Source organism: Labrys sp. (in: a-proteobacteria), assembly GCF_047605565.1.
In the GTDB taxonomy this organism is placed as follows: domain Bacteria; phylum Pseudomonadota; class Alphaproteobacteria; order Rhizobiales; family Labraceae; genus Labrys; species Labrys neptuniae.
In genome coordinates, this window is record NZ_JASGFM010000003.1 from 268,190 (window position 1) to 286,190 (window position 18,001).

Sequence of the window (18,001 nt, forward strand, 5' to 3'; positions counted from 1 at the left end):
AAGGGCCGCCTCAGGCGGCGAGCTTTGCGCGTTCGGCAATGGCGTCGGCGGGCGGGGCGGCGGAAGCAACCTTCATCTCGGCGAGGGACTGGCGGGCCGCCTCGACCACCTTGCGCATGACATGCTCATCCATCCGTCCGATGCAGCCGACGCGGAAGGACTCGACCACCGTCAGCTTGCCGGGATAGATGATGAACCCCTTTTGTTTCATCTGTTCGTAGAAGCGGCCGAAAACGAAATTCGGATCGGCGGGGCAGAAGAAGGTCACGATGATGGGCGAGAGCCAGGTGTCGGAGAGCAGCGTCTCGAAGCCGAGCTCGCGCATGCCGGCTACCATCACATCGCGGTTCCTGATATAGCGGGCACCCCGCCCTGCCACGCCGCCCTCGGCGGTATGCATGCGCAGGGCCTGGAGGAAGGCCGCGACCACATGGGTGGGTGGCGTATAGCGCCACTGCCCGGTCTTTTCCATCGTGGCCCATTGCGCGTGGACGTCGAGGCTGAGCGAGTGGCTGTTGCCCTCAGCCGCCTTCAGCGCATCCTTGCGGGCAATCACGAAGCCGAAGCCCGGCACGCCCTCGATGCATTTGTTGGCGGAGGACACCATGGCCTCGAAGGCGATCTCGTTGACGTCGAGGCGGATGGCGCCGAAGGCACTCATGGAATCGATGAGGAGTTTGCGTCCCTTGCTCTCGACCACGGCGGCGATCTCGGCCACCGGGTTGAGAATGCCGGAGGAGGTTTCGCAATGGATGGCGAGGACGTGGGTGATCCCCGGATCCGCGTCGAGCGCGGCCGCAACTTCCTCGCCGCGCGGAGGCAGGTAGTCGCCCTTGTCGATCAGGGTGTAGGGGCGGCCAATATAGCGCATGGTTTCGGCGGCCCGCAGACCATAGGCGCCATTGGCCAGGACAAGGACCTTGCCGTCCTTGGGGACGAATGAACCGAGCATGGCCTCGACGCAGAACGAGCCGGACCCCTGCATGGGCACGCAATCATAGTCGCCCCTGCGGTCGCCGGTCAAAGCGAGCAGGCCCCGCCGAAGCTCGACGGTCATGGCACGGAAATCGGCATCCCAGGAGCCCCAGTCGCGCAGCATGGCCTGTTTCACCTCGGCTGAAGTGGTCAGCGGGCCGGGGGTCAGCAGATAGGGCTCACCGAGCAGGGGAGGGGCAAAAGCTTGCGTCGACGCACCATCGTGCATGGGCCGGTCCTCATCAGATGCCGTTCGTTCGGCGACCATATAGGACCGGCACAATCTATTCTAAAAATCGTTATTTTGTATCCGTATATAAGCTGTGATTATATGTGGACGATATCGAGCCCTGGGGATGATTGCCGATGCGCTATGTTCAACTCCGCGCCTTTCACTATGTGGCGATCTCGGGCGGCTTTTCGCGGGCCGCCAGCGAATTGCTGCTGACCCAGCCGGCGATCTCCGACCAGGTTCGCAAGCTGGAGGAGGAATATGACACGCTTCTGTTCAATCGGCAGCGCAAGCAGGTCGTGCTGACGGAGGCCGGAGAACGACTTCTGGCTGTGACGCGGCGCATGTTCGAAATGGAGAATCAGGCTCTCGAGCTCTTGTCGGAATCCCGTTCTCTTCGGGCCGGGACGCTGCGCATCGTCGCCGATGCGGCCCACCACGTGCTGCATATCATGGGCGAGTTCCGCCGGCGTTATCAGGGGGTCCACGTCACCGTCCGGTCCGGCAACACCGAAACGGTCATCAAGAGCCTGTTCAACTATGAAGCGGATATCGGTGTCGTGGGGGAGGTGCCGGCGGGCCGCGACTTCGAGATCATCGCCCTCAACGCCACGCCGATCGTCGCCTTTGCCGCGGCAGATTTCGACCTTGGTGGACGCAAGAGCCTTTCCTTTGCCGATCTGGCCACGATGCCCCTCGTCATTCGCGAGCGTGGCTCCAAGACCCGCAAGCGCCTGGAGGACGGGGCGGCCGATGCCGGCATCAGGCTGAAATATGCCATCGAGGCGGAGGGACGCGAAGCTGTCCGTGAGATCGTGGCTTCGGGCGCCGGCCTTGGTTTCGTTTCCGAGGCCGAGTTCGGCAACGACGGCCGGCTCATGAGAATCCCGATCTCGGGCCCTCCAATGCTGATGGAAGAGGCGCTGGTCTGCCTGAGCGAGCGAAGCGATGCCAAAGCCATCCGCGCTTTTCTGGGCATTGCGAGGGAACTTGCCAACCGGATCCCAATGAGCGGTTAGGCCCTCCTTCTTCTCGACAGCGGCATTGGCCGGCCGCGACGAGGCATCGCTCCGGGGACGCGTCAGGAAAATCGCTGTCGCAGAGCCAACTCGACGTTTTCCGGCAATCGGACGGTGCGGTGGCAGGTGGCCCGGTCGCTGAGGTTTGGGTGGGGCGACCGGGCCTGTTGACCAAGCGTTGCGGGGCTCGGTCGATTTGGCTTCCGCTGGGGGCAGCAGAAGCAGGGAACACGCTAGGCCGGCTTCTTGCTGATCAGAAGTTTTGTTATGTTAAATGTTGTTTCGCGAGGCCAGGAAGCGAGGCTTCTTGTGGTCGTGGAGCGTGATTCAGTCGGCCTGTCGTCGAGCGCTGTCTCGATGGAGAATGGCAGCATGAATGCGCGGCGGGATCAGGTTGACTTCGCCGCAAGCCGCCAAAGCAGGCGAGACTGCCTCGGCCGTCCATCAAGCCCATGACCAGGATCGAAATGACGCGCGTGCGAGGAGTTGGCGGGATGACCAAACGATTTGAGATCGGCGATCACGTGACCTGGAATTCCGAGGCAGGCCGCGTATCGGGGACAATTATCGCGATCCACACACGTGATTTCGACTATAAGGGACATACCCACCGTGCGACGGAAGACGATCCCCAATATGAGATCAAGAGCGACAAGACCGACCATGTCGCCGCTCACAAGGGCAGTGCCCTCGACCATGTGTGAAGCAGGCGCGTGAAGCCGCCCTTCTTCACCATCGGCCATTCCAACCGGCGCATCGAAGAGTTTGTCGACCTTCTGCGTCAGGCGCAGGTTGAGCTGCTCGTCGATATCAGGAAGATCCCGATGTCGAGAGCCAACCCGCAATTCAATCAGGATCGCTTGCCCGGCTCCCTCTCGGCTTTCCAGATTTCATACGATTACATTGCTGCGCTTGGTGGCCTTCGCGGCAAGTTCGGAGCATTCCCTCGGGATCGCAATGGCTTTTGGACAAACGAGAGCTTCCACAATTACGCCGACTATGCACTTTCGGGTGAGTTTCACGAAGGCTTGGAGCGCCTGCGCAGCGAGGGACACAAGAAGCGCTCGGCGATCATGTGTTCGGAAGCGGTGTGGTGGCGATGTCACCGCCGCATCGTGGCGGACTATTTGATCGCCGAGGGAGAGATCGTTTTCCACATCATGGGAGAGGGGCGCCTTGAGCGTGCGCAACTCACGACGGGTGCCATGGTCGAAGCAGACGCGACGATTATCTATCCGGCACCCCGCAATAGCCCAGCCGCGGAGCAGCCATGAAGGCCGTGCGGTGACCATTCAATGAAATCAGTGACGCCCCTCGAGCCCCACGTTTCAAAGACGAGCGACCAGGCCTCCCCGTTTGAGGCACTGCTGAGCAGTATCCGCGCCTGCCGCATCTGCCGCGATGACCCCCGGTACGGCATGCCGCTGGCTCATGAGCCAAGGCCGGTCATTCAGGCATCGCAAGATGCGCGTATCTGCATAGCCGGCCAGGCACCGGGAACCAGAGTGTACAAGAGCGGTCGTCCCTTCGACGACCCGTCCGGCGTGCGTTTGAGGCGGTGGCTGGGAGTTGACGAAGCGAGCTTCTACGATCCGTCGAAGGTTGCCATTCTGCCGATGGGATTTTGCTTTCCGGGATTGACGTCGAACGGCGGCGATCTGCCGCCCCGCCGGGAGTGCGCAGAGCTCTGGCGCTCCCGGCTGTTCTCTCAAATGCCGAATGTGAGGCTGTTGCTGGTCATCGGTTCCTATGCCCAGCGTTGGCACCTCGGACCGGAAGCCGGACGATGGGGTGTCAATGAAACGGTCAGGCGGTGGCGCGAGGTCTATCAAAGCGACCCGCGGATGCGCAGGTTTCCGTTGCCTCATCCGTCCTGGCACAACAACAAATGGCTGAGCCAGAATCCGTGGTTCGAGACCGATGTGTTGCCTGTGCTGCAGGCGGACATACGGGATGTTCTGCTGTGATGATGGAATACCGTGACCCAAAATGGATACGGGCTTCCAGCAGCAAGCGAAGCGATAGCGGGGACTCTTACGGCATCAGGCCTGATTTGGAGGCCAGCCTCAGCTCACCTCAAGCTTCGTCATGAACGCCTTCAATTCATCTGGCGGCATATGCACGATGTGCCGTTCCTGCGGATAGGCATTGGCGCCCACATCCGACACATATTCGCGGAAGGCCGCAACGCGCTCGGCCTGCAGGCGATCATACTCGGCAGCGAAATTGCGATAGACCTTGGAGTGCCTGGGCATGTGGCCGCGGTTCATGCCGAGGATATCCTCGGCGAACAGATATTGCGCGTCACAGCCGGCGCCGGCCCCCATCGACAGCATGAAGAGGCCGGTGCGCTGCGCGATCGCCTCGGCGACCTCCACCGGCACCACCTCGATCTCGGCTCCGAAGGCGCCGGCCACTTCGAGCTGCTTGACGGCCTCGAAAATTTGCAGGGCGCTGTCGGCCGTCTTGCCGACGGCCTTGAAGCCGCCTGTCCAGGTCTTGCGCGAGGGGATCAGGCCGACATGGCCGATGACGGGGACCGCCTCGTCCGCCATGCGCTTGATCGTGGCATAGGAGGCGCTGCAATAGACCGCATCGGCGGAGGCCTTGATCATGCGGAACGACCAGCGCACGAAGTCGTCGGCCGTGCCGATCTCGTAGAAGTTCTCGCCCGGCATGGAGAACAGGCTCGGCGCGGCATCGCGATAGCGCGGGTCGAGGATCAGCTCGGGCGGAATGGAGACGATGTCCACGCCCGCCCGCTCGGCGGCCTCGGCTTCCTCCAGCGTGGTGACGCGGAGCATGGTCAGCTGCTTCCGGCCCTTGAGGGCGCGCAGGTCGGCAATCGTGGGTCTGGTGCGGGTCATTGCGTGGTTCTCACTCGGCGGCCGCGGCCACGGCCAATTCATGGAATTCGGCGCGATAGGGCCGGGCGGTGGGCGGCAGCTCCCGCAGCAGGAAATAATCCTCGTTGCGAAGCTGGCGCAGCACGACCGGAAACACCTCGCGATAGGCGTGCCACATCGACGGGTTCGGTGCGGGCAGGTCATGCTTGATCAGGTCATGCAGCCTGGGCAGGGCATGATAGGGCACCATCGGGAACATGTGGTGTTCCACATGGTAGTTCATGTTCCAGTAGATGAAGCGGCTGATCGGGTTCATGTAGACGGTGCGGGTGTTGAGCCGGTGGTCCGTCACATTGTCGGCAAGGCCGATATGCTGAAGCAGGCCGGTCATCACCATGTGCCAGCAGCCATAGAGGCGCGGCAGGCCGATCAGCATCAGCGGCAGCCAGGACCAGGCGGCGAGCGCAGCGACGATGGCGGCAAGATAGATCGCCATATGCCAGCGTGCCGCCGTCACGGCCTTGTGCCGCTCCATCTCGGGAATGAAACTCTGCTCGTCGGGCGTCAGGATGCCCAGCGCGTTGCGGCCGAGGGCGATCAGCGAATACCAGGCGTCGATGATGCCGATGAAGTTCAGCACCAGCCGGATCAGGTCCGGCGGCCTCATCACGGCGATCTCGGCATCGCGCCCGACGATGATGGTGTCGGTGTGGTGGCGGGCGTGGCTCCAGCGCCAGGTGACGGGATTGCGCATCAGCATGAAGCTGGCGATCTGGTAGACCACATCGTTCATCCAGCGGGTGCGAAAGGCGGTACCGTGACCGCATTCGTGCCAGCGCGAGTCGCTGGAGGAACCGTAGAGCACGCCATAGACGAAGAAGAAGGGCAGGCACCACCAGCTGCCCCAGAACCAGATGCCGCCGGCCGCGGATAGGAGGATGGCGGCAATCCAGATCACGGTGTCGCGGATGGCAGGTCCATCGGAGCGCTGCATCAACTCCTTCATGACCTTGCGGGGGATGTCGGTGTGGTACCACTCCGCGGATGCCAATCCCGTCTCGATGGCCTGGCGCGTGCTGTCGCCGACCAGGCTGTAATCCCGTTTCCTATGCATCGTCGCCATGGCCATGCCGTTCATTTCGTGTGGTTTTCCGGGCCTCGGCCCACATCTTTCCCGCTTGATCCCCTCGTCACGAGCGTCCCTCCAGGTGCGGGAACAGTCCGGATGGCGGGGGGAAGTCCTCCGAGGGTTGGCGGGCGATACCGGTGATGAGGCCTTCCGCCGCCACGATCTCGGCGCTGCCGTCGAGGACCTTGAAGGTCGCCTGGTAGCGGCGCTCCTCGCCATGCTCCAGCCAGATCATCTCGCCGCGCTCGCGCGCGGCGAGATCGCCGAGAACGTGATGCGTCGAGGGTTCGATGCCGAGGACATATTCGCCGGGCTGGAAGTTCTGCCATTGATAGAGGCAGGGCAGTTGGTCCTGCCGCGTCACCACCATCAGCCCTAGGCCGATGCGGTCATTGACGAGGGCCACCGGTTGTTCGCCAGCGGCATTGGCAGCGAGCCTGTGCTGCCAGACCTGCTCGCGGAAGCCGGCCTGGGGGGCGGGGGCCACGCGATAGCCGATCTCCTGTTGGCGATAGGCCTCGCCGTCATGGGCAGCCCAGGCGACATCCTCGATGGGGGCGAGGTAGCGCGAGCCCTGGTCGAGCACGGGATGGCCAATATTGATATGATAGAAATACATATGCGGCGTGCGCCGGAAGCCGTGATTGACCACGCGGTCGCGGATGCGGATCTCGTTGCCGCCGAGATCGGCCTCGATGCGCCGCAGGAGATGCAGGTCCTCGCCGAACACGGCCGATTGCTGCACGATGCCCTCCGCCCAGAGCACGCAGTGCTCGCCGTTCCAGCTCTCGCCATAGCCAGTCAGGCGGGCGGGAATGGTGCCGATGCGGCCATGCAGCGAATGCTTGATGCTCTTCTTGCCGGGATAATTGTAGCTGTCGGCCGGCGTTTCCTCGGGACCGAGGATATGGTCGAGGCCGCAGGTCACCGTGAGGCCGGAGAAGGAACGGGCCCAGGCAAGGCCGTTCTCCCCCTCATATTCATGCAGGCCCGGATGCCTGAAACCGGTCGGGGAATGCCAGCCGATGGATTGCCCCCGATACTCGCAGTCGGCGATGTCGAGCGCGCGGTCGACCAGCACGGTGAAACGCAGGCCCGTGCCGGTGCGGAACTCCAGCAGGCGGATGCCGCGCTCGACGCCGTCGCCCAATGTCATCAGCCGCACGCCGGCGAATTGCGACAGCATGCCGGCCCGTTCGCCGATCTGGCGGCGCGTGAGGGAGCGTCCGAACAGTTCGACCATTCTCAATGCGCCTTCGCATCCTTGAGCAGCGCCTTGATGTCGACGCCCATGATGATGCCCTCGACCGTGAGGAGATCGGTCTCCGCCACCGTCTTCTCCGCGACGACCTCGCCGCGACGCATCACCACCAGGCGGTCGCAGACTTCGAAGACGTGGTGGATGTTGTGGGTGATGAACAGCACGCTGTGGCCTGCATCGCGCATCTCCCGCACGAAGCGCAGCACGCCATGGGTCTCCTCCACGCCGAGATTGTTGGTCGGCTCGTCGAGGATGATCACCTTGGCGGCGAACTGCATGGCGCGGGAAATGGCGATGGACTGGCGCTCGCCGCCGGAGAGCGTGGAGACCAGGGCATCGGCGTCGAGCTTCTTGGAAATGCCGACGCGCTTCAGCAAGGCCGCCGCCACGCGGCGCAACTCGCCGAAATCAATCGGGGCGAATACGCCGAGCCAGCTCAGCTTCACCGGCTCCCGGCCGAGGAAGAGGTTGCGTGCAATGCTGAGATCCGGGGCGAGGGAGGTGTCCTGATGGATCGTCTCGATACCGAGATCCATGGCATCGCGCGCCGAGCGGATGGAGGCCTTGTCGCCGCGCACATAGATGGCGCCGCCATCGCTCGGATGGACGCCGGAGATCGCCTTGATCAGGGTGGACTTGCCGGCGCCATTGTCCCCGAGCAGGGCGACGACCTCGCTTTCGCGCAATGTCAGCGAGGCACCCTTGAGGGCCTGCACGCTGCCGAAGGACTTCCGCAGGTTTTCGAGCCGCAGCACTTCTCTCGTCATCGGCGCCTCCCGCCATTCTTCTGCAGCAAGGCGTGCAGGATCAGCATCACCAGGATGATGCCGCCGAGAAAGATGTTGTAGGCGAGGCCCGGCACGCCGATCAGTACGATGCCGTTGCGGATGGCGCGCAGCATGAGCACGCCGACCACGGTGCCGAAGATGGTGCCTCGTCCGCCGGTGAGGGCGGTGCCGCCCACCACGACCATCGCGATGACCTCGAGTTCATAGCCGGTGCCGGCCACCGGGGAAGCGGCGGAGATGCGGAAGGCGCTGATCATGCCGGCAAGCCCGGCGAGCACCGAGGTCAGGATGAACAGCCAGATCTTCACGGCATCGGCCGGCACGCCGCGGGCAAGCGCGGCATTGCGGTTCGAGCCGATGGCGCTGATCCAGTTGCCGAGCTTGGCGTAGTTCAGCAGATAGATGCACAGGCCGGTGAGGCCGATGAACCACCATAGCGAGGTGTAGAGTTTGAAGGCTCCGGCCTGGAAGCTGCCGGCCAGCAGCGTCACCCAGGGACCGGGCTGGTCCCACGATTTCAGGGGGAAGCCCTGGGTGATGTAGAGGGCCACGCCCCGCAGGATCAGCAGCATGGAAAGCGTGACGAGGAAGGAGGAGATGCCGATCTTCGTCACGATCACGCCGTTGACCCAGCCGATCGCGACGCAGAGGAGGAGACCGACCAGCAGGGCGGGACCGATATCCATCACGCCCTGCTGCACCAGCAGCATCACCAGCACCGGCGCCAGTGCGAAGACGGCGCCGACCGAAAGGTCGAACTCGCCTGCCGTCAGCAGCAGCGTCATGCCGAGCGCGATGATGCCGAGCTCGGGCAGGAACGCCATCATGTTGGTGATGTTGAGCGGGGAAAGGAAATTGGCGTCGGCCACGGCGAAGCCCGCCAGGGCCACGAGGAGGATGACGAGCGATGCCATCTGGGGCGAGCGCGGCAGGCTCGCCCGCAGGCTCCTTCCGGGAGTGTTGTTTTCCACGACCAAAGCCATGACGGTCCCATTCGCTGCGAAAAGGAGGGTTCCGGCCGAGGCCGGCCCCTTCGGTTACTTGCCGGCGTAGAGCTTCAGGATCGGCTCGACGCTGGAAGCGTCGTAGAGGCTGAAGGTGTGCACGTCGTAGCCGATGGGCTGGCCCGAGGCGGCAAGGTTGAGGAGAGCGACGGGCATGAAGCCTTGCGCCGAGGGGTATTGCCAGGCGGCGGCGTTGACATAGCCTGCCTTGACCGCCTCGGCCGTCTCCCTCGAATTGCCCCAGCCGACCACCGGGATCTGGCCGGCCGAAACGCCGGCGCCCTCGAAGACGCGCTTGACGCTGGCGGCGACGGAATCGCCAAGGGCGATGATCGCCGGCGGCTTGTTGGCGATCATATAGTCCGTCATCTTGGCGATGATGCCGGCTGGATCGGTACCGCAATCGACCACGTCATATTTGATGCCGAGCGGATCGAAGACGCTGGCGATGCCCGCCGTCTCCAGCTGCTGGTAGCTGGCGCCGGGCACCTCGACGGGCAGGAAGACCTTGTCGCCCTGCTTCACCAGCTTCTTGTCGACCAGATATTTCGCCCAGGTGACGCCGGCCTCCTTGAGATCGGCGCCGACATAGGCCTGGCGGCCGGTGGCGACGTCATCGGTGTTGTAGAAGATGATGGGGATGCCGGCTGCCTTGGCCGCCTTCACCTCCTCCGTCCACAGGCCCGGCTGCGCCGAAGTGGTGGCGATGCCATCCGGCTTGGCGGCGATGGCCGAGTTGAAGGCCTCCTTCTGGGCGGCCATGTCGCCGCCGCTGAAGGAAATCTTGCAAGTGACCTTGAGCTGGTCGCAGGCCTTGGCGGCGCCGGCGTTCCAGTCGATCCAGAACGCGTCGGACGGTCCGCCATGGGAGAGAAGGTAGAAGGTCTTCTGTTGCTCCTGCGCCTGCGGCGCGGTGATCGCCATGGCCAGCAAGGCGGCTGCGGCGGCAAGCTTCAGTCCGAATTTCAACATGTTCGCCTCCCTCGACCTTCAAAGACCGTTGTCGCGGAACTTGCCGTCGAGGAATTTTTTGGCGCGGGGCACGTCCTCCTCGGACAGATGCTCGATGATCACCGGAATGTTGGGGTGCTTCTGGGCAAGACGCTGCAAATAGAGATCGTAATTGAGGGAGCCGAGGCCGGGGGCGGGCAGTTCGATCTCGCCGACACCACGGAAGGTATGGCTTTCGAGGGCATCCGCGTCGCCGATATCGGCATGTTTCTCGCTCTTGTCGTCGCCCGAACGCTTCACGTCCTTGGCATGGGCGATCCGGATCTTGTCACTGAGCGTGTCGAAGACCTGGTTGAGGATCTGGTCCATCCGGTCGATGTTGTGGGTCTCGAAATAATTGGTCGGATCCATCAGCAGGCCGAGGCCGGGATGGTCGACCTGGGCGAACATGCGCACGGTTTCCTCGACCGAGCCGACGACATTGTTCACATAGGTTTCGAGCAGGAAGACCGCGCCGTGGTCATAGGCCGTCTGGGCGAGGTCGGCGATCACCTTGCGGCATTCCTCGAAGCCTTCCTCGGTCTTGTTCCTGGGATGATGCACCCAGTCGGATTCGGTGTTGAAGGTTCCCGTTTCGGAGATCACATAGGGCGAGCCGAAATGGCGGGCGTTGCGGATGATCTCCTTGAGATAGCCGACGCGCTTCTCGCGCTCGGCTTTGTCGGGATGGATGATGTTGGTGTAGCCGGAGATGCAGCAGATCGGCAGGTGGTGGTCGCGGAAGGTATCGCGCACCTTCTTCGCCTTGTCCTTGGTGATCTGGCCGGCGGAGAGGTCGACATCCTTGAAATGCAGGTCGAGCTGCACGGTGTTGAAGTCGAGCGAACGGATCTTCTTCGCCGTTTCCTCCAGGCTATAGGGAAAATAGCCGGTGAAGATACCTGCCTGCATCATGGTCGATTTCCTTCCCGTATCGATATTTCTTGATTTTCAATGGATGGGTATTTCGCTGAGCCTGACGGTGCGGCTTTCCGTGATGGAGCGATATCCCGCCTCCACCAGCGCCATCGTCCTGACATTGTCGGCGACCGAAAGGGCCGGGGCGGTTCCGGTTTCCACCGCATGCTGAAGCTGCTCCATCACGCCGATGAAGGCGTGCGGGAACCACATGGTCTGCCATTGCGGCGTGACCCACTCGCCGCCCGTGGCCTTGGCCGATGCATAGCTGAAGGTGGACGGGGCGCCTGTGGGCCAGCCGATGCTGCCCTTGGCCACGCCTTCGGTTCCCTCCACGCGCCAGGTGATGTGCTGGTCGTCGCGATAGCCTTCCTGCCTCGGGCCCGACCAGACGTCTTCGAGCGACAGCGCCAGCACCCCCGAGGCAAAGCGTAGGGTCGAGACCGTGATGCCGTCGCGATGGTCGAAGGCGGTGCGGGGGTCCTTGCGGGTGAGGGTGGTGATCTCGTCGGGATCGCCGAACAGGAAGCGCAGCACGTCAAGGTGATGCACGCTCATATTGGCGAGCGTCAGCCGGTCGTAATTGCGCAGGAAGGGCTGCCAATGGGGGATTGCATGCATGTCGATCTGGGCGAACACCACCTGCCCGAGGTCGCCGGCGTCGAGGACCTGCTTGAGCACGCGCATCGACTGGTCGTAGCGCATGTTCTGGTTGACGGAGAGGATCTTGCCGGCGGCCTCGGCCTCGTCCCGCAGCTTGATGGCTTCCGACAAGGACAGGGCAAGCGGCTTTTGGGCGAGGATCGCCTTGACGTGCCTTTGCTTGAGGGCATGGCGGATGAGGGCCGGCTGCTGGTCCGGCGGAAAGGCAAGATCGAGGATCTCGACGTCGGTATCCTCGATCAGGGCCTCGGGCGTGTCATGTACGGTCGGGATCTGCCAGCGGGCGGCAACCTTTTCGGCATTCGTCTTGGTGCGGGACGCGATGGCGACGACGGGGAAGCCCACCTCCTTGTAGGCCGCCAGATGGCATTCGGCCATGATCATGCCGGCACCGATGCAGCCGATCGCGTAGCGCCTGGTGCGCACCGGGGCATCCGGCGCGAAATGCCTGGGTTCGTTCATGCATCCTCCCTAGGTCTGTTTGTCCGACCTTTCGGGCGATATTGATGTTGATGGATTTTGATGTCAACATCATTTGAAATCATTGTAAATCATCCGGCTTGGAAGACTTGAAGAAGATGTCGAAAACACAAGCTAAAACAGGTGGATAAATAGCGGCCGGCAATTTCCGGGGCCTGGGTGTCGCTTGCACTCGGCCCGCAAAAAATCCATCATTTTCAATCAGAATCACAAAAGGCGGCATCCGTGCCGCATTCGGAAGGCGAGTCCCAGATTGCGTGCCACCCTGTCAGACGTTGCGCGAGAGGCCGGTTTCTCGTCGGCAACGGTCGATCGTGTCCTGAACGGGCGTCCCGGCGTACGCGGCCGGACCCGCGAGATCATTCTGCAGACCGCCCAGCGCCTCGGCTATGTGCTCGAGGATGGCGCGGTGCAGGATGCGGGAAGCGGGCGCAGTCTGCGCCTCGATTTCGTGCTGCCCTCCCGTTCCAACGCCTTCATGCGCAAGCTGTGCGAGCAGATTGGAGAGCAGGCGGCCTATCGCGCCGGTGTCGACGCGCGGATCCACACGGTCGACGACTTCACGCCGGACAGGCTCGCCCGGGCGCTCTACGACCTGCAGGGGGAAACCGACGGAGTAGGGGTGATCGCGCTGGATCATCCCACCGTGCGCGAGGCGATCCGGTCGCTGGCGGCCACCGGCGTCAGGATCGTGACGATCGTTTCCGACATCCAGTCCGTGCCGCGCGTCGCCTATGTCGGCATCGACAACCGGGCGGCGGGCCGCCTTGCCGGCTATCTCGCCGGCCGCTTCATGGGTGCCGGCAGGACGGGCAAGGTCGGGCTGCTGGCCGGGTCATTGTCCTATCGCGGCCATGAGGAACGAGAGATGGGCTTTCGCCACATCCTCGCCGAGGAGAATCCCGGGCTGCGCATCGTGGAGCTTCGCGAAATGGGTGACGACAACGAACGCGCCTATGCGGAAACCAAGGCGCTGCTGCAACATCATCCGGACCTCGCCGCCATCTACAATATCGGTGCCGGCATTCCCGGCATCGCCCGTGCCCTGAAAGAATGCGGCCGTGCGAACTCGGTCGTCTTCGTCGGGCATGAGGTCACCGAGGACACCAAGCCGTTGCTGCTGGACGGTACGCTCGATGCGGTCATCGACCAGAACCCGCGCGTGGAGGCGCGCGAAGCGCTGAATACGCTGATCCACTCCTTGCGAGATCAGCCGATCATTGCCCATCCGCCGCGCCTGCAAGTGGTGTTCAAAGAGAATATTCCGGAGGTCTGAGAGGCGCAGCCACCCGGAAAGCCGGCCAAATCAGAGCATGCCATATTGGCGCAGGAGGTTGGCGACTTGCGCATCCTGCTCGTCATTGGGCAGCAACGCCGGCTGGCGGCTGGCGCCAACCGAGGCGTCCTGCAGATAGAGCGCGCGCTTGACCATGGCGGGAGCAAATCCGAGCGCGTAGAGGTCGGTGCGAAAAGCGGCGAAAATAGCCTGCTGTCTTTCCGCCTCGGCAACATTGCCGGAGTTGAAGGCGCTCAAAATGCCGGCCAGGACATGCGGCATCGCATTGCCCAGGCCCGATATGCAGCCGGCTGCGCCATTCTGGAGCGCCCACAGCACCAGATGATCGGGCCCGGAATAGACCTGGAAGCCATCGACTTCCTTGGAAACCTGAAGGTAGGCCTCCAGCGTCTCCTTCGCGCCCCCCGAGTCCTTGATGCCGGCAATGTTGCCGTGGCGGGCCAGGGTTCGAGCGGTCTGGGGCTCGATGTGGTTCTGCGTGCGCGCCGGGATGTCGTAGAGATAGACTGGCGTCTGCACGGCATCGGCGACGGTCGAGAAATGGCGAATGAGGCCGTCCTGCGTGCAGGCGATGAAGAAGGGCGTGATCACGGCGATGCCATCGACGCCGATGCGGTCAAATTCGCGCGCCAGCTTGATCGTTTCGAAGGTCGCCGGCATGCCGGCATTGACGATCACCCTGACGCGGCCGCCGACCTCATCGACCACTTCTTCGGTCAATCGGACCTTTTCCTCGAAAGTGAGCGCCGTGAAATCGCCGTTGGTGCCGGCGCACATGATGTTGTTGCCGGCCTCGACCTGGCGGCGAACCTGGGCGCGCGTCGCCTGGTAGTTGACGGTTTCGTCCTCGTTGAAGCAGGTCACGAGGGCCACGAAGGCTTGTCTGGACATGGGGTCTTCCTTGGATGGGACCGGTGTTTCAGGAGGCTGTCCGCAGACGGGCGGCGCGATGGGCGGCCTGGGTGTCCGGATCGGGGTCGAGCGCCGCTGCAAGAAGGGCGCGGGTATAGTCCTGGCGCGGGGCCTCGAACACCTCGCGGACCGTTCCGAGTTCCACGATGCTGCCCTTCTGCATGACCATGACGTGGTCGGCAAAGTCGCGCACTACCGGCAGGTCATGGGCTATGAAGATGAAGGCGATCCCCAGCCGTTGGCGCAGCCTGTCGAGCAGCGCGATGACCTGGGCCTGCACCGAGACGTCGAGAGCCGACACAGCCTCGTCGCAGATGATGAGCTGGGGTTCGAGCGCAAGGGCCCTGGCGATGGCGATACGCTGGCGCTGGCCGCCGGAGAACTGGTGGGGGTAGCGGCTCATATGCTCGGCGCTGAGACCCACCTGCATCAGAAGCTCAGCCACGCGCTCGCGCCATCTCGCCCTGGGGAGAATATCGGGATGGATGGCCCATGCTTCGGAGATGAGCTGGTATACGGTCATGCGCGCATTGAGCGACTGGGTCGGGTCCTGGAATACCATCTGCAGGTCACGGCGCAGCCTGTAGAGATCGGCGGGCGACATCGTGAACAGATCGCGTCCCTTCCATAGCGCGCTGCCGCTATCGGGCTCGTCGAGGCGCAGCAAGATGCGGGCAAGCGTGGACTTGCCCGACCCGCTCTCGCCGACGACAGCCATGGTTTCGCCGGGCATGAGATCGAAAGAAACGCCCTTCAGGGCCTCGAAGGCGCCATAGCGCTTGCGCACGTCGCGCACCGAAAGCACGGGTTCGGCGCGGGCGACCGGTTCGTGCATCTGGCCCCTGCCGGGTGCGGCGGCGATGAGTTTCCGCGTGTAGGGGTGCTGGGGGTTCTTGTAGACTTGGCTGACGGTGCCGGCCTCGACCAGTTCGCCCTTTTCCATCACCACGACCCGGTCGGCGATTTCGGCGACGACACCGAGATCATGCGTGATGATCAGGATCGCCATGCCGGTTTCCCGCTGCAACTCCTCCAGCAGGGCAAGGACTTCCGCCTGAACCGTGACGTCGAGCGCGGTGGTCGGTTCGTCGGCGATCAGAAGGTCCGGCCGAAGTGCCAGCGCCATGGCGATCATCACGCGCTGGCGCTGGCCACCCGAGAATTCATGCGGGTATTTGCCGAGCGAGAACTCGGGATCGGGGATGCCGACCCGCGTCAGCAGGCGCAGCGTTTCGGCCCGGGCAGTGGCTGCGTCGGTGCCATGGGTGGTGAGCGCTTCGCGGATCTGCCAGCCAACCGTGTAGACCGGGTTGAGGTGGCTGAGAGGATCCTGGAAGATCATGGCGATGCGGCGTCCGTTCACCTCGCGCCTTTCACGCGCCGGCATCTTCAGGAGGTCGACGCCATCGAGCAGGATTTCGCCCGAGGCAATGCGTCCCGGCGGCATGTCGATCAGGTTCATGATGGCGGACGAGGAGACCGACTTGCCCGAACCGCTCTCGCCGAGGATCGCCAGCGTCTCGCCACGGTCGAGATGGTAGGAGACGTTGCGAACCGCCTTGACCACACCCATCGCCGTATGAAACTCGACGGAGAGGCCGCGCACGTCCAGGAGATGATCAGCCATTCTTGCGAACCTTCATTTCGAGGCGCCAGCGCTGCGTCGGATCGAGCGCGATGCGCAGCCAGTTCGACAAAAGGTTCAGCGACAGGGTCGTCACTATGATCGCAAGGCCGGGCCAGAAGGACAGCCACCAGGCATTGGTCAGATATTGCCGGCCCTGCGAGATCATCAGGCCCCAGGTGATCTCGGGCGGCTGAATGCCGATGCCGAGGAAGGACAAGGCACTTTCGGCCAGCATGACATAGGCAAAATCCAGCGTGGCGAGCGTGGTCAGCGTCGGCAGGACGACGGGCAGGATATGGCGGAAGAGGATGCGCGTCCTGGACGCCCCCATCACCCTGGCCGCCTGCACGAACATGCGTTCGCGGATCTCGAGCACTTCGGCCCGCGTGGTTCTGAGGTAGACCGGAATGCGGGTGATGGCCAGCACCAGCATCAGGTTCAGGATCGATGGCCCCAGAATGTAGAGCACGATCACGGCGATCAGCAGCGACGGGAAGGACATGATGACGTCCGCAAGCCGCATGATCACCTGGTTGACGCGAGGGGAGGAAAAGCCGGCCAGAAGCCCAAGCAGAGTGCCGACACTAGCCGACAGGACAACGGCGCCGGCGGCCACCAACAGCGTGTTGCGCGTGGCGACGACGATGCGCGCGAGCAGGGGGCGACCGAGCGCGTCTGCGCCCATCCACCATACCCAGCCGCGTTCCCAGTCAAAGGGAGCTGCGTTGCGGCCGCGGAGGTTTTGCTTGGTCGCCAGTTCGCCGAGCCAACTCGGTCCTATGATGGCGAGGACTACGAACAGGAGCAGCAGGATGGCGGCGCAAAGGGCGAATTTGTCGGCCAGCAACATGCGCGCCATGCGCGTCGCGAAAGAAGGCTCGGCTGCGATCGTGGTATCGGCCGTGGGGTGGGTCATGGCCGCTGTCCTCAGTGACGGATTCGCGGATCGAGCAGTGCGTAGGCAAAGTCGATCAGGAGATTCATGAGGAAGATCGCCAGCGCCGTGACGAGGATCGCCGCCAGCACGACATTGAAGTCACGCTGCAGGATGGAATCGATCATCAGCTTGCCGATGCCCGGGAAACCGAAAATGGTCTCGACGATGACGGCGCCATTGAGCAGGCTCGCGGCCTGGTCGCCGATCACGGTGATGACCGGGAGCATGGCGTTGCGCAGGGCATGGATGAAGATGATCGGGCCCGATTTGACGCCCTTGGCGCGGGCGGTCTTCACATAGGCGGAGGAGAGGGCGCCGATCATCGATCCGCGTACCACCTGCACGATGATGCCGAAGGGGCGGATGAACAGCACGCAGATCGGCAGGATCCAGTGGAGAAGGGAACCTGTGCCCGAGGTCGGCAGCCAGGACAGCTTTACCGAAAACACGACGATCGCCACGATCGCGATCCAGAAATCGGGCACCGAGGCACCGAGCAGCGAAATGAGGGAGGAGAGCCGGTCGAAGAAGCCGCCGACGCGGAAGGCGGCAAGCGAACCCACGACGATGGCGGCAGTGGTAACCAGCGTCATCGTGATGGCAGCCAGCCATAGCGTCCACACGAAGGCTTCGAGCACGACGTCGAGGGCGGGGCGGGCCTTGCGCAGGGACTCGCCGAAATCGCCGACCGCCACGTCCCCGACATAGCGCAGGAACTGGACCAGCTGAGGATCGTTCAAGCCGTGCAACTGGCGGAACTGCTCCTTCATTTCAGCCGAAGCCTCGACCGGGAGGAACAGGGCGGCAGGGTCGCCGGTCAGGCGCGACAGGAAGAAGACCATGACGATCAGTCCGACCAGGGAGATCAGACTGGCCATGGCGCGTTTTCGAATGAAGCTCAGCATGGCGTCCTCAAGGCGGCA

The 18,001-nt window shown here is 63.3% G+C and carries 18 protein-coding genes; 5 read left to right on the plus strand and 13 right to left on the minus strand.

Translation table 11 applies throughout. From position 1 onward, the window contains the following. Positions 1 to 10 precede the first annotated feature (10 nt). A complete protein-coding gene (locus QM672_RS05045) occupies positions 11 to 1,204 on the minus strand; it encodes a 2-aminoethylphosphonate--pyruvate transaminase (RefSeq protein ID WP_415081024.1) in 1,194 nt (397 codons plus the stop codon). A 137-nt stretch (positions 1,205 to 1,341) separates the two neighbouring features. Between QM672_RS05045 and QM672_RS05050 the strand changes: the two genes are divergently transcribed. The 4 genes from QM672_RS05050 to QM672_RS05065 all read left to right on the plus strand — a co-directional run bounded on the left by QM672_RS05050 (position 1,342) and on the right by QM672_RS05065 (position 4,193). Further along, on the plus strand, positions 1,342 to 2,226 hold the full coding sequence (locus tag QM672_RS05050) for a LysR substrate-binding domain-containing protein (RefSeq protein ID WP_367624722.1): 885 nt from the start codon (positions 1,342 to 1,344) through the stop codon (positions 2,224 to 2,226). A gap of 494 nt (positions 2,227 to 2,720) precedes the next feature. Continuing rightward, positions 2,721 to 2,930: a DUF2945 domain-containing protein gene (locus QM672_RS05055; protein ID WP_311936865.1), complete on the plus strand. Its 210-nt coding sequence runs from the start codon at positions 2,721 to 2,723 to the stop codon at positions 2,928 to 2,930. Positions 2,931 to 2,939: 9 nt separating this feature from the next. Beyond that, positions 2,940 to 3,500: a DUF488 family protein gene (locus QM672_RS05060; protein WP_415081027.1), complete on the plus strand. Its 561-nt coding sequence runs from the start codon at positions 2,940 to 2,942 to the stop codon at positions 3,498 to 3,500. Positions 3,501 to 3,521: 21 nt separating this feature from the next. Continuing rightward, positions 3,522 to 4,193, plus strand: coding sequence for a uracil-DNA glycosylase family protein (locus tag QM672_RS05065; RefSeq protein ID WP_311936859.1), 672 nt, complete (start codon positions 3,522 to 3,524; stop codon positions 4,191 to 4,193). A 99-nt stretch (positions 4,194 to 4,292) separates the two neighbouring features. Here QM672_RS05065 and QM672_RS05070 read toward each other — a convergent pair whose 3' ends face one another. The 8 genes from QM672_RS05070 to QM672_RS05105 are packed head-to-tail and all read right to left on the minus strand — an operon-like array spanning position 4,293 to position 12,287. Further along, positions 4,293 to 5,093, minus strand: coding sequence for a 3-methyl-2-oxobutanoate hydroxymethyltransferase (locus QM672_RS05070; RefSeq protein ID WP_415081029.1), 801 nt, complete (start codon positions 5,091 to 5,093; stop codon positions 4,293 to 4,295). A gap of 10 nt (positions 5,094 to 5,103) precedes the next feature. Next, positions 5,104 to 6,210, minus strand: a complete 1,107-nt coding sequence (locus QM672_RS05075; protein WP_415081031.1) for a fatty acid desaturase family protein — start codon at positions 6,208 to 6,210, stop codon at positions 5,104 to 5,106. A gap of 52 nt (positions 6,211 to 6,262) precedes the next feature. Continuing rightward, positions 6,263 to 7,444, minus strand: a complete 1,182-nt coding sequence (locus QM672_RS05080) for an aldose 1-epimerase family protein (protein ID WP_415081033.1) — start codon at positions 7,442 to 7,444, stop codon at positions 6,263 to 6,265. Positions 7,445 to 7,446: 2 nt separating this feature from the next. Beyond that, positions 7,447 to 8,229, minus strand: coding sequence for an ATP-binding cassette domain-containing protein (locus QM672_RS05085; RefSeq protein WP_394311467.1), 783 nt, complete (start codon positions 8,227 to 8,229; stop codon positions 7,447 to 7,449). Beyond that, on the minus strand, positions 8,226 to 9,233 hold the full coding sequence (locus tag QM672_RS05090) for an ABC transporter permease (protein WP_415081035.1): 1,008 nt from the start codon (positions 9,231 to 9,233) through the stop codon (positions 8,226 to 8,228). The genes QM672_RS05085 and QM672_RS05090 overlap by 4 nt, the downstream gene beginning before the upstream one ends. A 54-nt stretch (positions 9,234 to 9,287) precedes the next feature. After that, positions 9,288 to 10,226 (minus strand): substrate-binding domain-containing protein, encoded by a 939-nt coding sequence (locus QM672_RS05095; RefSeq protein WP_415081037.1) that lies wholly within the window; start codon positions 10,224 to 10,226, stop codon positions 9,288 to 9,290. Between the two features lie 18 nt (positions 10,227 to 10,244). Further along, positions 10,245 to 11,159, minus strand: a complete 915-nt coding sequence (locus tag QM672_RS05100; RefSeq protein WP_367624714.1) for a sugar phosphate isomerase/epimerase family protein — start codon at positions 11,157 to 11,159, stop codon at positions 10,245 to 10,247. Between the two features lie 36 nt (positions 11,160 to 11,195). Beyond that, positions 11,196 to 12,287, minus strand: a complete 1,092-nt coding sequence (locus tag QM672_RS05105) for a Gfo/Idh/MocA family protein (RefSeq protein WP_415081039.1) — start codon at positions 12,285 to 12,287, stop codon at positions 11,196 to 11,198. Positions 12,288 to 12,558: 271 nt separating this feature from the next. On the opposite strand from QM672_RS05105, the gene QM672_RS05110 reads away from it, so the two are divergent. Then, on the plus strand, positions 12,559 to 13,581 hold the full coding sequence (locus QM672_RS05110) for a LacI family DNA-binding transcriptional regulator (protein ID WP_415081041.1): 1,023 nt from the start codon (positions 12,559 to 12,561) through the stop codon (positions 13,579 to 13,581). Between the two features lie 30 nt (positions 13,582 to 13,611). Here QM672_RS05110 and QM672_RS05115 read toward each other — a convergent pair whose 3' ends face one another. The 4 genes from QM672_RS05115 to QM672_RS05130 are packed head-to-tail and all read right to left on the minus strand — an operon-like array spanning position 13,612 to position 17,983. Next, entirely contained in the window at positions 13,612 to 14,493 is an 882-nt protein-coding gene (locus tag QM672_RS05115) for a dihydrodipicolinate synthase family protein (RefSeq protein ID WP_415081043.1), read from the minus strand. 28 nt (positions 14,494 to 14,521) lie between these two features. Continuing rightward, positions 14,522 to 16,141, minus strand: coding sequence for an ABC transporter ATP-binding protein (locus QM672_RS05120; protein WP_415081045.1), 1,620 nt, complete (start codon positions 16,139 to 16,141; stop codon positions 14,522 to 14,524). Then, positions 16,134 to 17,057 carry an ABC transporter permease gene (locus QM672_RS05125; RefSeq protein ID WP_311936829.1) on the minus strand — a complete coding sequence of 308 codons (924 nt, stop codon included), beginning with the start codon at positions 17,055 to 17,057 and terminating at the stop codon, positions 16,134 to 16,136. The genes QM672_RS05120 and QM672_RS05125 overlap by 8 nt, the downstream gene beginning before the upstream one ends. A gap of 11 nt (positions 17,058 to 17,068) precedes the next feature. After that, a complete protein-coding gene (locus tag QM672_RS05130; RefSeq protein WP_415081152.1) occupies positions 17,069 to 17,983 on the minus strand; it encodes an ABC transporter permease in 915 nt (304 codons plus the stop codon). Between the last annotated feature and the right edge of the window lie 18 nt (positions 17,984 to 18,001).

Coding starts and splice junctions, on each gene's coding strand:
- QM672_RS05045 (WP_415081024.1), bottom strand. CDS start 1,204: ATGCACGATGGTGCGTCGACGCAAGCTTTTGCCCCTCCCCTGCTCGGT.
- QM672_RS05050 (WP_367624722.1), top strand. CDS start 1,342: ATGCGCTATGTTCAACTCCGCGCCTTTCACTATGTGGCGATCTCGGGC.
- QM672_RS05055 (WP_311936865.1), top strand. CDS start 2,721: ATGACCAAACGATTTGAGATCGGCGATCACGTGACCTGGAATTCCGAG.
- QM672_RS05065 (WP_311936859.1), top strand. CDS start 3,522: ATGAAATCAGTGACGCCCCTCGAGCCCCACGTTTCAAAGACGAGCGAC.
- QM672_RS05070 (WP_415081029.1), bottom strand. CDS start 5,093: ATGACCCGCACCAGACCCACGATTGCCGACCTGCGCGCCCTCAAGGGC.
- QM672_RS05075 (WP_415081031.1), bottom strand. CDS start 6,210: ATGAACGGCATGGCCATGGCGACGATGCATAGGAAACGGGATTACAGC.
- QM672_RS05080 (WP_415081033.1), bottom strand. CDS start 7,444: ATGGTCGAACTGTTCGGACGCTCCCTCACGCGCCGCCAGATCGGCGAA.
- QM672_RS05085 (WP_394311467.1), bottom strand. CDS start 8,229: ATGACGAGAGAAGTGCTGCGGCTCGAAAACCTGCGGAAGTCCTTCGGC.
- QM672_RS05090 (WP_415081035.1), bottom strand. CDS start 9,233: ATGGCTTTGGTCGTGGAAAACAACACTCCCGGAAGGAGCCTGCGGGCG.
- QM672_RS05095 (WP_415081037.1), bottom strand. CDS start 10,226: ATGTTGAAATTCGGACTGAAGCTTGCCGCCGCAGCCGCCTTGCTGGCC.
- QM672_RS05100 (WP_367624714.1), bottom strand. CDS start 11,159: ATGATGCAGGCAGGTATCTTCACCGGCTATTTTCCCTATAGCCTGGAG.
- QM672_RS05105 (WP_415081039.1), bottom strand. CDS start 12,287: ATGAACGAACCCAGGCATTTCGCGCCGGATGCCCCGGTGCGCACCAGG.
- QM672_RS05115 (WP_415081043.1), bottom strand. CDS start 14,493: ATGTCCAGACAAGCCTTCGTGGCCCTCGTGACCTGCTTCAACGAGGAC.
- QM672_RS05120 (WP_415081045.1), bottom strand. CDS start 16,141: ATGGCTGATCATCTCCTGGACGTGCGCGGCCTCTCCGTCGAGTTTCAT.
- QM672_RS05125 (WP_311936829.1), bottom strand. CDS start 17,057: ATGACCCACCCCACGGCCGATACCACGATCGCAGCCGAGCCTTCTTTC.
- QM672_RS05130 (WP_415081152.1), bottom strand. CDS start 17,983: ATGCTGAGCTTCATTCGAAAACGCGCCATGGCCAGTCTGATCTCCCTG.